The sequence below is a fragment of the Caloramator fervidus genome (genome assembly GCF_900108045.1).
Lineage (GTDB): Bacteria > Bacillota > Clostridia > Clostridiales > Caloramatoraceae > Caloramator > Caloramator fervidus.
This window is the reverse complement of the sequence record NZ_FNUK01000017.1, coordinates 1-12281: the sequence shown is the minus strand read 5'-3', so window position 1 is coordinate 12281 and position 12281 is coordinate 1. Positions and strand designations below refer to the sequence as shown.

At 31.9% G+C, this 12281-nt stretch carries 12 protein-coding genes and 1 riboswitch; all 12 genes read left to right on the top strand.

The window, feature by feature from the left end; genetic code table 11:
* The first annotated feature begins 6 nt into the window (after positions 1-6).
* The 12 genes from C4R78_RS06740 to kamE all read left to right on the top strand — a co-directional run bounded on the left by C4R78_RS06740 (position 7) and on the right by kamE (position 12166).
* Entirely contained in the window at positions 7-849 is an 843-nt protein-coding gene (locus C4R78_RS06740; RefSeq protein ID WP_103896321.1) for a 3-hydroxybutyryl-CoA dehydrogenase, read from the top strand.
* Positions 850-974: 125 nt separating this feature from the next.
* Entirely contained in the window at positions 975-2159 is a 1185-nt protein-coding gene (locus C4R78_RS06735; protein WP_103896320.1) for a thiolase family protein, read from the top strand.
* 71 nt (positions 2160-2230) lie between these two features.
* Positions 2231-2409: riboswitch (Lysine riboswitch) on the top strand.
* Positions 2410-2466: 57 nt separating this feature from the next.
* Positions 2467-2853, top strand: coding sequence for a 3-aminobutyryl-CoA ammonia lyase (gene kal, locus C4R78_RS06730; RefSeq protein WP_103896319.1), 387 nt, complete (start codon positions 2467-2469; stop codon positions 2851-2853).
* 10 nt (positions 2854-2863) lie between these two features.
* Positions 2864-3685 (top strand): 3-keto-5-aminohexanoate cleavage enzyme, encoded by an 822-nt coding sequence (gene kce, locus C4R78_RS06725; RefSeq protein ID WP_103896318.1) that lies wholly within the window; start codon positions 2864-2866, stop codon positions 3683-3685.
* A gap of 4 nt (positions 3686-3689) precedes the next feature.
* Positions 3690-4343, top strand: coding sequence for an acetate CoA-transferase subunit alpha (gene atoD / locus C4R78_RS06720; RefSeq protein ID WP_103896317.1), 654 nt, complete (start codon positions 3690-3692; stop codon positions 4341-4343).
* Between the two features lies 1 nt (position 4344).
* A complete protein-coding gene (locus C4R78_RS06715; RefSeq protein WP_103896316.1) occupies positions 4345-5010 on the top strand; it encodes a CoA transferase subunit B in 666 nt (221 codons plus the stop codon).
* Between the two features lie 10 nt (positions 5011-5020).
* Positions 5021-6061: an L-erythro-3,5-diaminohexanoate dehydrogenase gene (gene kdd, locus C4R78_RS06710; RefSeq protein ID WP_103896315.1), complete on the top strand. Its 1041-nt coding sequence runs from the start codon at positions 5021-5023 to the stop codon at positions 6059-6061.
* Positions 6062-6082: 21 nt separating this feature from the next.
* Positions 6083-7339 (top strand): lysine 2,3-aminomutase, encoded by a 1257-nt coding sequence (gene kamA, locus C4R78_RS06705; RefSeq protein ID WP_103896314.1) that lies wholly within the window; start codon positions 6083-6085, stop codon positions 7337-7339.
* Complete coding sequence (gene kamB / locus C4R78_RS06700) at positions 7332-8360, top strand: lysine 5,6-aminomutase reactivase subunit KamB (RefSeq protein ID WP_103896313.1); 1029 nt, start codon at positions 7332-7334, stop codon at positions 8358-8360. The genes kamA and kamB overlap by 8 nt, the downstream gene beginning before the upstream one ends.
* Complete coding sequence (gene kamC, locus C4R78_RS06695) at positions 8360-9823, top strand: lysine 5,6-aminomutase reactivase ATPase KamC (RefSeq protein WP_103896312.1); 1464 nt, start codon at positions 8360-8362, stop codon at positions 9821-9823. The genes kamB and kamC overlap by 1 nt, the downstream gene beginning before the upstream one ends.
* Complete coding sequence (kamD, locus tag C4R78_RS06690; protein ID WP_103896311.1) at positions 9813-11369, top strand: lysine 5,6-aminomutase subunit alpha; 1557 nt, start codon at positions 9813-9815, stop codon at positions 11367-11369. Before kamC ends, kamD begins: the two co-directional genes overlap by 11 nt.
* Positions 11369-12166 carry a lysine 5,6-aminomutase subunit beta gene (gene kamE / locus C4R78_RS06685; RefSeq protein WP_103896310.1) on the top strand — a complete coding sequence of 266 codons (798 nt, stop codon included), beginning with the start codon at positions 11369-11371 and terminating at the stop codon, positions 12164-12166. Before kamD ends, kamE begins: the two co-directional genes overlap by 1 nt.
* Positions 12167-12281: the final 115 nt, after the last annotated feature.

The following is a 12281-nucleotide window of genomic DNA, read 5'->3' as shown; positions in this document are numbered from 1 at the left end:
ATAAATATGAAGGTTTTTGTTGTTGGTGCAGGAACAATGGGGGCAGGAATTGCTCAGGTTTTTGCTCAAAATGGTATTGAAGTTTATTTGAATGACATAAAGGAAGAACTTGTTGAAAGGGGTTATGGCAACATTGTAAAAAACATAACAAGGCTTGTTGAAAAAGGAAAAATAACCGAGGAAGAAAAAAATGGTATATTAGCTAGGGTACATAAATCCTTAAATATTGAAGATGCAAGGCATTGTGATTTGGTAATTGAGGCTATAATTGAAAATATGCAAGCTAAAAAAGAGATTTTTAAAAAATTAGATGCTTTATGTAATGAAAATACAATTTTAGCTTCAAATACTTCTTCCCTTTCAATAACTGAAATTGCAGCTGCTACAAATAGGCCAGATAGAGTAATAGGGATGCACTTTTTTAATCCAGCACCTATAATGAAACTTATTGAGATAATAAGAGGAATTGCAACTTCAGATGAAACATTTAACAAAATAAAGGAAATTTCTATAAAAATAGGAAAAGAGCCTGTGGAGGTTAATGAGGCTCCGGGCTTTGTAGTTAATAGAATCTTAATACCTATGATAAATGAAGCGATTGGAATATTAGCAGAGGGTATAGCTAAAAAAGAAGATATAGATAAAGCTATGAAATTAGGAGCAAATCATCCAATGGGTCCTTTTGAGTTATCTGATTTTATAGGTAATGATATTGTTCTTGCTATTATGGAATATCTATATGAAGAAACAAAAGATCCTAAATATAGACCTCATGTGTTATTGAAGAAAATGGTAAGGGCAGGATATCTTGGCAGAAAAACTGGAAAGGGATTTTATGATTATAAATAGAAGGCCTTAGGCCTTCTATTTTTTGCCAAAAAAATAACTATTCTTGAATGTTTTTTAGAAGAGTTGTAACATAAAATTAGAATATTAAAAATATTCTAAAAATAAAATATAGTGAGGTGCATATAATGAAAAAAGTAGCTATAGTTTCAGCTTTAAGAACACCTATAGGCTCTTTTATGGGAACTTTATCAGGGGTTAGTGCAGTTCAACTTGGAACAAAGGTAATAGAAGCCATTTTAGAAAAACATCCTAAAATTAAAGACCAAATAGATATGGTTTATATGGGAAATGTTCTTCAATCAGGTAATGGTCAAAATCCTGCAAGACAGGCGGCTTTAAATGCAGGCATTCCTATAGAGGTTCCTGCAACAACAATAAATACGGTATGTGGTTCTGGCCTTCATTCTGTTATTATGGCATATACGTCCATTCTTGCAGGACAAGAAAATTTAAGTATAGCCGGTGGAATGGAAAGTATGTCTAATGCTCCATTTATTATTAAAGGTATAAGAAATGGAGTAAAAATGGGAAATAGTCAATTGATTGATGTTATGATTTATGACGGTTTGACTTGTCCTTTTAATTTATATCATATGGGAATTACTGCGGAAAATTTAGCAGAAAGATATGGAATTTCAAGGGAGGAACAGGATATATTTGCATATAAAAGTCAAATTAAGGCTGCAAAAGCTAGAAAAGAAGGTAAATTTATTGATGAAATAGTTCCTATAACTATAAAAACTAAAAAAGAAGAAATAATTTTTAAAGATGATGAATATATTAAAGAAGATACGAATTTAGAAAAATTATCAAAGCTAAAGCCTGCTTTTAAGGAAAATGGGACAGTTACAGCAGGAAATGCTTCGGGAATTAATGATGGAGCTGCAGCAGTTTTACTTGCTTCCCAAGAAAAATGTGATGAGTTAGGGTTAAAGCCTCTTGTATATATAAAAGGATTTGCTTTAGCTGGTGTAGATCCAAGTATAATGGGCATTGGACCTGTTGATGCTATAAATAAGATGTTGAATAGATTAAATATGTCTATTGATGATATAGATTTATTCGAGCTTAATGAAGCTTTTGCAGCTCAATCTTTAGCTGTTTTAAAAGAGTTAAATATAGACGAAAAAAAGGTAAACGTAAATGGAGGAGCAATAGCGCTAGGGCATCCAATAGGAGCAAGTGGAACAAGAATTTTGGTTACATTAATTCATGAACTTATAAGACAAAATAAACGCTATGGCATAGCTTCTTTATGTGTGGGTTCAGGAATGGGAGTTGCTATATTGATAGAAAATGCAAATATTTAAAATTTTCTAAAATATATTAACAAATTTTTGAAATAATGTTATAATATTATCAGAATTTAATAAAATTGGTTTGCATAAATAGAGGTGCGGACAAAAGGGTAGCTTTAAGGTGCTAAGGGAAGGAACTCCCAATACTTAAAGTGAAGGGTTTGTCCGCCGAAAGGATATGTTGGTTCCTCAGCATATCCTTGGTGGTAGGGTGTAAGCTCTATCACTGCCATGGTTTATGCCATGGAGCGCTATTTATGCAGTGGGTTAGATTACTCATTGCATAAATAGCGCTTATATAATGCAAGGGGGGATTATTTTGAAGGCATTGATTAGGGTTAGAATGAGCCTGCATGATGCACACTATGGAGGTAATTTAGTTGATGGAGCAAGAATACTAAATTTATTTGGGGATGTGGCTACAGAGCTTTTAATAAGGCATGATGGAGATGAAGGGTTATTTAGAGCATATGATTCAATAGAATTTCTAGCTCCAGTTTATGCAGGAGATTATATTGAGGCAGAAGGGGAAATTGTTGAAGTTGGTAATACATCAAGGAAGATGAAATTTGTTGCAAGAAAAGTTATACAAGCACGACCTGATATAAATGATTCAGCAGCCGAGGTTTTAGAAGAACCTATAATAGTATGTAAAGCAAGCGGAACTTGTGTAGTTCCAAAGGACAAGCAAAGATTTAAAAAATAGGAGGGGTTTTATGGAAAAACTTATTATTACCGCTGCCATATGTGGAGCGGAGGTAACTAAAAAGCATAACCCTAATGTTCCTTATACTGTTGAAGAGATTGCAAAAGAAGCAGAAGCAGCATATAAGGCAGGAGCAAGTATAATTCATCTTCATGTAAGATATGACGATGGAACTCCAACTCAAGACATAGAAAGATTTAAAGTATGTATAGAGGCTATAAAAGAAAGATGTCCAGATGTAATTATACAACCATCAACAGGTGGAGCAGTAGGGATGACTAATGAAGAAAGACTACAACCTATTTACCTAAAGCCAGAAATGGCTACGTTAGATTGTGGAACTTTAAATTTTGGAGGAGATGATATTTTTGTCAATACTGAAAATACTATAATCTATTTTGCACAAAAAATGAACGAACTTGGAATAAAACCTGAACTTGAGGTATTTGATAAAGGTATGATAGATATGGCCTTGAGACTTCATAAAAAAGGTTATATAAAGGCTCCTTTACATTTTAACTTTGTTATGGGGGTTAATGGAGGAATTTCAGGAGAACCAAGGGATCTTCTATTTATGGTAGAAAGTATTCCAAAGGATGCAACTTGGACAGTAACAGGTATAGGAAGGTATGAAATTCCACTTGCTACTATGGCAATTATTATGGGTGGACATGTTAGAGTTGGATTTGAAGATAATGTATACATATCAAAAGGTGTTCTTGCAAAGTCTAACGGCGAGCTTGTTGAAAAAGTTGTTAGGATTGCAAAGGAATTAGGAAGAGAAATAGCAACTCCTGATGAAGCAAGGCAAATATTAGGTATAAAGAGGTGATAGTATGAATAAAGTTGTAGATATTGAAAAAATAAAGCCTTTATTTAAAAATGGTATGACTTTAATGATTGGTGGCTTTTTAGCTTGTGGAACACCTGAAAAACTAATAGATTTGTTAATAAATTTGAATGTTAAAGATTTAACAATAATTGCAAATGATACATCTTTCCCAGATAAAGGTATAGGAAGATTGATTGTTAATGGACAAGTTAAAAAAGTTATAGTATCCCACATTGGAACTAATCCAGAAACAGGAAGACTTATGAATGAAGGTAAATTGGAAGTTGAACTTTGTCCTCAGGGAACTTTAATAGAAAGAATTAGAGCAGGTGGCAGTGGACTTGGAGGGGTTTTGACTCCAACTGGAGTTGGAACAATTGTTGAAGAAGGAAAACAAAAGATAGTTATAAATGGCAGAGAATATTTATTAGAACTTCCATTAAGGGCTGATATTGCCCTTATAAAGGGAAGTATAGTAGATGAATTTGGAAATACATTTTATAGGGGAACTACAAGAAACTTTAATCCTATAATTGCCCTTGCAGCTGATACTGTTATAGTTGAAGCTGAAAATATTGTAAAAATTGGAGAATTAAGACCAGAGGATGCAATGACTCCTGGTGTATTGGTTGATTATGTTATAAAAGGGGGCGAGTAAATTGATTCCAAATCAAGAATTAGCTAAAGAAATAATTGCTAAAAGAGTTGCCAAAGAATTAAAGGATGGTCAACTTGTAAATTTAGGAATAGGCCTTCCTACTTTAGTGGCAAATTATGTAAAAGAAGGTGTTAACATAATTTTTCAATCTGAGAATGGTATGGTTGGAATGGGTCCAGCTCCTGAAAAAGGAAAAGAAGATAAGGATATAACTAATGCTGGGGGAGTTCCTGTAACTATAATGCCATATGGTGCCTTTTTTGATAGTTCGATGTCTTTTGCCCTTATAAGAGGTGGGCATGTAGATGTTACAGTTCTTGGAGCATTAGAAGTTGACCAAGAAGGAAATTTAGCAAATTGGATAATACCAGGAAAGATGGTTCCAGGCATGGGTGGAGCTATGGATCTTGTTGTTGGTGCTAAAAAAGTTATTGTTGCAATGCAACATACAAGTAAAGGACAACCTAAAATTTTAAAAAAGTGTAGACTTCCTTTAACTGCAAAGGGAGAAGTTAACATGATTGTTACAGAGCTTTGTGTTTTAGAAGTTACTGATAAGGGATTGGTTTTAAAAGAAATATATAAAGATACTACAATAGATGAAATAAAATCTTTAACTGAAGCTGATCTTATAATACCTGAAAATGTAAAGATAATGGATATTTAGGAGGGATTTTATGAAAAAGGGTTGTAAATATGGAACACATAGAGTTATAGAACCTCAAGGGGTGTTGCCTCAACCAGCATTAAAGATTTCAAATGATATGGAAATTTACGATAATGAAATACTTATTGATGTTATAGCATTAAACATAGATTCGGCTAGTTTTACTCAAATAAAAGAAGAACAAGGAGGGGATATAGAAAAAATAAAAAAGAGAATTTTAGAAATAGTTAACGAAAGAGGAAAAATGCAAAATCCTGTAACGGGATCAGGTGGAATGCTTATAGGAATAGTTGAAAAAATAGGAGATGCATTAGTTGGAAAAACAGATTTAAAAGTTGGTGATAAAATAGCAACTTTAGTATCGTTATCTTTAACTCCTTTAAGAATCGATGAAATAATAGATATTAAACCTGATATAGATAGAGTTGAAATTAAAGGCAAAGCTATATTGTTTGAAAGTGGTATTTATGCAAAGCTTCCAGATGATATGGATGAAACTCTAGCTTTAGCTGCTCTTGATGTTGCTGGAGCACCTGCCCAAACAGCAAAGCTTGTAAAGCCAGGTCAAAGCGTTTTGATATTAGGAGCTGCAGGAAAATCAGGAATGCTTTGTTGTTATGAAGCTATGAAAAGAGTAGGTCCAACTGGTAGGGTTATAGGACTTGTAAAAACCGAAAAGGATAAACAAAAGTTAGAAGATTTAGGATTATGCCATAAAGTAATAGTTGCTGATGCTCAAAAGCCTGTTGAAGTGTTAAATAAAACTTTAGAAGCAAATGATGGAAAAGAGGTAGATATATCAATAAATTGTGTAAATGTTCCAAATACTGAGATGTCGTCTATCCTTCCTGTAAAGGATGAAGGTATTGTTTACTTTTTCTCAATGGCAACAAGTTTTACAAAGGCAGCTTTAGGAGCAGAAGGAGTTGGAAAGGATGTTACCATGATTATAGGAAATGGATATACTAAAGGACATGCTGAAATTACTTTACAAGAATTAAGAGAAAATGAAAAGTTAAGAAAAGTTTTTGAAAGCATGTATGCAAAGTAATGTTTTAAGGGGTGGGGGGAAATGAAGGTTTATAGAAGGTATGAACTTTTTAAAGATGTTCCTGATGAACTTTGGAATGACTGGAAATGGCAACTAAAAAATAGAATAGAAACTTTAGAGGATTTAAAAAAATATATTCCTTTAACACAAGAAGAGGAAAAAGGAGTTGAAAAGTGTCTTCAAACTTTAAGAATGGCTATAACCCCTTATTACTTATCACTTATTGATCCTAATGATCCTAATGACCCTATAAGAAAACAAGCCATTCCAACTATAAATGAACTTTCTAAGGCAAAGGAAGATTTATTAGATCCATTACATGAAGATACAGATTCTCCAGTTTCTGGATTAACGCATAGGTATCCAGATAGAGTTTTGCTTTTAGTTACAGATCAATGCTCAATGTATTGCAGGCATTGTACAAGGAGAAGATTTGCAGGTCAAAACGATATGCCAATGCCTATGGAAAAAATAGAAAAGGCCATTGAATATATTAAAAATACTCCGGTTATAAGAGATGTTTTAATATCTGGAGGAGATCCATTAACATTATCTGATGACAAGCTTGAATATATCATAAGAAAACTTAGAGAGATTCCTCATGTCGAAATAATAAGGATTGGTTCAAGAACTCCTGTTGTAATGCCTCAAAGAATTACAAAAGAATTAGTAAATATGCTTAAAAAATATCATCCAATATGGTTAAATACTCACTTTAACCATCCAAATGAAGTTACAGAAGAGTCAAAGAAAGCTATAGAGCTCTTAGCCGATGCAGGAATACCACTTGGAAATCAATCTGTACTTTTAAGGGGAGTAAATGACTGTGTTCATGTTATGAAAAAGCTTGTTCATGAACTTGTTAAGATGAGGGTAAGGCCATATTATATCTATCAGTGCGACCTTTCTTTAGGATTGCAACATTTTAGAACTTCCGTTTCAAAGGGAATAGAAATTATAGAAGGTTTAAGAGGACATACATCAGGTTATGCTGTTCCAACTTTTGTTGTTGATGCTCCAGGTGGTGGAGGAAAAATACCTGTTATGCCAAACTATATAGTTTCCATGAGTCATAACAAAGTAATTTTAAGAAACTTTGAGGGTGTTATAACAACCTATACAGAACCAGAGGAATATATTCCAAGCTGCAATTGTGAAATTTGTAAGGGTGAAAGACAGGAAAAGATAATTGGCGTTGCTGGATTATTACAAGGTAATCAACTTTCATTAGAACCTGAAGGACTTGAAAGAAAACAAAGAGGTCGTAAGCATGAGTGATATTTTAAGTCTTATAAAACCTTATAAAACCATATCAATAATAGGAATGGAAAAAAATGTAGGAAAGACAACTGTTTTAAATCACATAATAAATAAGACCAGGGGGGGTTACCTCCTTGGTCTTACATCAATAGGAAGAGATGGAGAAGATACTGATAGAGTTACAAATACACAAAAACCAAAAATTTATGTGGAAAAAGGGACTATATTTGCAACTTGTAAAGAATTGTTTTTAAAATCTGATGTTACTAAAGAGATTTTAGAAACTACAGGTATTTATACTCCTTTAGGAGAAATTATAATAGGTAAAGCTCTAAGTGATGGATATGTAGAGCTTGCAGGTCCTTCTGCTAATTCCTTAATAAAAGAAGTAAGTAATAAAATAATAAATTTTGGAGTAGATAAGGTTTTGGTAGATGGTGCTTTAAGTAGAAAAACTATGGCATCCCCGAGCATTACACAGGCAACAATTTTGTCAACGGGTGCAGCTTTGTCAAAAAGTTTAAATGAAGTTATTGATAAAACAGAACATACTTTAAGGCTTTTATCAACAGAAAAAGAAAGTAATGAAATAATTTTAAAGTTAGCCCATGAAATATTAAAAAAAGCAAGGCTTGGTTTTATATATAAGGATTATTCTTATAAAACCGTAGACGTTTTAACATCGTTGGAATCTTCTAAATATATAGTTGAAAATTTAAATGAGGATGTAATTTATGTTGTTATTAAGGGGGTTTTAACGGATAAGACTTTAGAAGACATAATAAAGTCTACTGATAAATATAAAGAAAAAATATTTTTGGTAGAAGATGGAACAAAGTTGTTTTTAAGCACAGATATATTGAATGTTTTTATAAAAAGTGGTGGAAAAATTAAAGTTTTATTGCCTATAAATGTTGTTTGTATTACTATAAACCCAAAATCTCCTTATGGGTATGAATTTGATTCTAAAGTGTTTTTAGAAAAGATGAGGCATAGAGTAAATATTCCTGTTTTAAATGTATTAGGAGATGAAAAGTAATGAAGTTTTTTGATATAGATTTAAAAGAGATAGGATTTGAATATGTTTATGATCAATTACAACCTAAAACTATTTTTGGAATGGATAAAAAAAGAAATTTAAAATTTTATAAAAAGCATGAAAAGGAACTTTTAATAAGAGAATTTGATGAACTAGAAAAAGTTATTGAAAAGTTAAGATATAATAACGAAATATTTGAAGATATAGAGACGATTCTTTTAAAGTTTAAAGATATACGAAAAAGCATATCAAGGTGCAAAAATGGCTGTGTTTTAGATGAAGTAGAGCTATTTGAAATTAAGAATTTCTGTTTAAATTCAAATGCTCTAAGAAATTTAATTTTGCAGGCAGGTCTTTATTTTATAAATTTAAACTCCTTAGAAGATGTTTTTAAGCTTTTGGATCCTGAAGGAAAAAATATGCCTACATTTCATATTTATAGTGCATATTCTAAAAAGCTAGAGGAGATTAGAAATAAAAAGTTAGATATAGAAAGAAAAATATTATATGAATTAGATGAAAAAATTATAGATATTTTAAAGGAAGAAAGGCTAAGAATAGTTATTGAAGAAGAGGAAGAGGAATTAAAAATAAAAACAATTTTATCTGAAAAAATTAGTTTTTACAGCAAAAAATTTGAAGAAAATTTTGAAGCTATAGGAAAATTAGATTTTTTAATTGAAAAGGCTAAATTAGCCATCAAATATGATGCTGTAAAACCTAATTTAGATGATAATAGAATTTGTTTTGTTAATCAAATAAATCCTTATGTTTTAGACTTGTTAAGAAAAAATGGGAAAAATTTTGTGCCTATAACCATTGAAATCCCATTTGGAACTACAGTAATAACCGGTGCAAACATGGGAGGCAAAAGTATAACTTTAAAAACTATTACTTTAAACTTGCTTATGGGGCATCTTGGGTTTTTTGTGTTTGCTAAACATGCAAGTTTCCCTATATTAGATTTTATATATTTTGTTTCAGATGACCTTCAATCGGTATCAAGGGGGCTTAGCACATTTGGAGCTGAGATTATAAAATTAAATGAGATTATAGAGGCTGTAAAATTTGGTTTAGGATTTGTTGCCCTTGATGAAGTTGCAAGGGGAACAAATCCTAAAGAGGGTTATGCTATAGTAAAAGCACTCTGTAAATATCTTAATAAATTTAAAAGCTTTGTTTTAGTATCCACCCATTATGATAGTGTTGTAGACAATGATATGTCCCATTATCAAGTTATTGGTTTGAGAAATGTAAATTTTAATAAGCTTAAAAAGGATCTTGCTTTAAAAAATTCTATAGAAGTAATACAGGAATATATGGATTATAGGTTGGTCAAAGTTCAAAGTTTAAGTGAAGTTCCTAAAGATGCTTTAAATATATCAAAATTATTAGGTTTTAATCAAGAAGTTATAAATATGGCTGAAAATATATTAAAAGAGGGTGAGGGGTATGAAAAGTAAGTTAAACTTAAATTGGGATATTGTAAATAAAGCAAGGGAATGTGCAAGAAATATTGCCCTTGATACTCAAAAGTTTATAGACAGACATACCACTGTTGCTGTAGAAAGGACGGTTTGCAGACTTTTAGGAATAGATGGAGTAGATGATTTTGGAGTTCCTCTGCCAAATGTTGTTGTTGATAATATAAAAAAGGGAAATGGACTTTCAATTGGTGCGGCTATATATATTGGAAATGCTATGCTTCATACTAAACTTACTCCCCAAGAAATAGCAGAAAAGGTTGCTAAGGGAGAAATAGATTTAACTACACTTCCTATGCATGATTTATTTGATATAAAACTTGAAGTTATGAAAATTGCAAAACAAACAGTAGAAAAAATAAGAAAAAATAGGGAAAAAAGAGAAGAACTTTTAAGAAAATATGGTGATAAAGAAGGACCTCTTCTTTATGTTATAGTTGCAACAGGTAATATTTATGAAGATATAGTTCAAGCTAAAGCGGCAGCAAGACAAGGAGCAGATATTATTGCAGTAATTAGATCTACAGGACAGAGTCTTTTAGATTATGTTCCTTATGGTGCAACAACAGAAGGATTTGGGGGAACATTTGCAACTCAAGAAAACTTTAGACTTATGAGACAGGCTCTTGATGAGGTAAGCGAAGAGTTAGGAAGATATATAAGGCTTACTAATTATTGCTCTGGACTTTGTATGCCGGAAATTGCAGCTATGGGGGCTTTAGAAAGGCTTGATGTTATGTTAAATGATGCTCTTTATGGAATTTTATTTAGAGATATCAATATGAAAAGGACATTAATTGACCAGTTCTTTTCAAGGGTTATAAATGGATTTGCGGGAGTTATTATAAATACAGGAGAAGATAACTATCTTACAACTGCAGATGCTGTTGAAGAGGCTCATACAGTTTTAGCTTCTCAGTTTATAAATGAGCAATTTGCTCTTCTTGCTGGAATTCCTGAAGAACAAATGGGACTTGGACATGCTTTTGAAATGAATCCAGATTTAAAAAATGGATTTTTATTAGAACTTGCTCAAGCACAAATGGCAAGGGAAATATTCCCTAAAGCTCCTTTGAAGTATATGCCTCCTACAAAATTTATGACAGGAAATATATTTAAAGGACATATCCAAGATGCTTTATTTAATATGGTTACTATAATTACGGGGCAAAGAATACATCTTCTTGGAATGCTAACTGAGGCTATTCATACTCCATTTATGCAAGATAGAGCTCTTTCTATTGAAAATGCAAGATATATTTTTAATAATATGGAAGCATTAGGGGATGAAATTGAGTTTAAAAAGGATGGAATAATACAAAGAAGAGCAAATGAAGTTTTAAATAAAGCTTATGAATTATTAAAGGAAATAGAAAAGGATGGATTGTTTAAAACTTTAGAGCAAGGAAAGTTTGCTAATATAAAAAGATCTCCAAATGGTGGAAAAGGCCTTGAAGGGGTTGTTGAAAAGGATGAAAAGTATTATAATCCGTTTATTGAGCTTATGCTAGGGGGTAGAAGTTAATGGGTGGAGGTTTATATTCAATTGAAAAGAAGGATTATGATAAAACCTTAGATCTTACAAAAGTTAAACCATATGGAGATACCATGAATGATGGTAAGGTTCAATTAAGTTTTACTCTTCCTGTTCCTGATGGTGAAAAAGCTGTAGAAGCTGCAAAACAACTTTGTAAAAAAATGGGTATATTAGATCCTCAAGTAGTTTATCATACATCTCTTGATAAGGAATTTACATTTTTTATTGTATATGGTAGCGTAGTTCATACGGTTGATTATACATCTATACATGTTGAGACAGTAGATGTTCAAACTATGTCTATGGAGGAGGTAAATCAATACATTAAAGAACATATAGGTAGGAAGCTCGTTGTAATAGGTGCAAGTACAGGAACAGATGCCCATACTGTTGGAATTGATGCCATTATGAATATGAAAGGTTATGCAGGGCATTATGGTTTAGAAAGATATGAAATGTTTGAAGCATATAACCTAGGAAGTCAAGTTCCAAATGAGGAATTTGTAAAAAAAGCCATAGAATTAAAGGCAGATGTTTTATTAGTTTCTCAAACTGTTACACAAAAAGATATTCATATAAAAAATTTAACTCATCTTGTTGAGCTTCTTGAAGCAGAAGGCTTAAGGGATAAAATACTTTTAATTTGTGGAGGGCCAAGAATTACTCATGAACTTGCTAAAGAACTAGGCTATGATGCAGGATTTGGACCAGGGAAATTTGCAGATGATGTAGCAACATTTATAGCTATAGAATTTGCAAAAAGAAAATTAACTGGTATTAAATAAGAACAGCTTAAGCTGTTCTTATTTCAGATTGTTGACAAAGTATAATTTTAAAAAGAGAATCCATCACAAAAAAAGGATTCTCTTTTTTTATGTCGAAATATAATAATATACGAAG

What these genes read in the sequence shown, in the direction of transcription:
- C4R78_RS06740 (WP_103896321.1), top strand. Translation starts at nt 7, where the DNA reads ATGAAGGTTTTTGTTGTTGGTGCAGGAACAATGGGGGCAGGAATTGCT.
- C4R78_RS06735 (WP_103896320.1), top strand. Translation starts at nt 975, where the DNA reads ATGAAAAAAGTAGCTATAGTTTCAGCTTTAAGAACACCTATAGGCTCT.
- kce (WP_103896318.1), top strand. Translation starts at nt 2,864, where the DNA reads ATGGAAAAACTTATTATTACCGCTGCCATATGTGGAGCGGAGGTAACT.
- atoD (WP_103896317.1), top strand. Translation starts at nt 3,690, where the DNA reads ATGAATAAAGTTGTAGATATTGAAAAAATAAAGCCTTTATTTAAAAAT.
- kdd (WP_103896315.1), top strand. Translation starts at nt 5,021, where the DNA reads ATGAAAAAGGGTTGTAAATATGGAACACATAGAGTTATAGAACCTCAA.
- kamA (WP_103896314.1), top strand. Translation starts at nt 6,083, where the DNA reads ATGAAGGTTTATAGAAGGTATGAACTTTTTAAAGATGTTCCTGATGAA.
- kamB (WP_103896313.1), top strand. Translation starts at nt 7,332, where the DNA reads ATGAGTGATATTTTAAGTCTTATAAAACCTTATAAAACCATATCAATA.
- kamC (WP_103896312.1), top strand. Translation starts at nt 8,360, where the DNA reads ATGAAGTTTTTTGATATAGATTTAAAAGAGATAGGATTTGAATATGTT.
- kamD (WP_103896311.1), top strand. Translation starts at nt 9,813, where the DNA reads ATGAAAAGTAAGTTAAACTTAAATTGGGATATTGTAAATAAAGCAAGG.
- kamE (WP_103896310.1), top strand. Translation starts at nt 11,369, where the DNA reads ATGGGTGGAGGTTTATATTCAATTGAAAAGAAGGATTATGATAAAACC.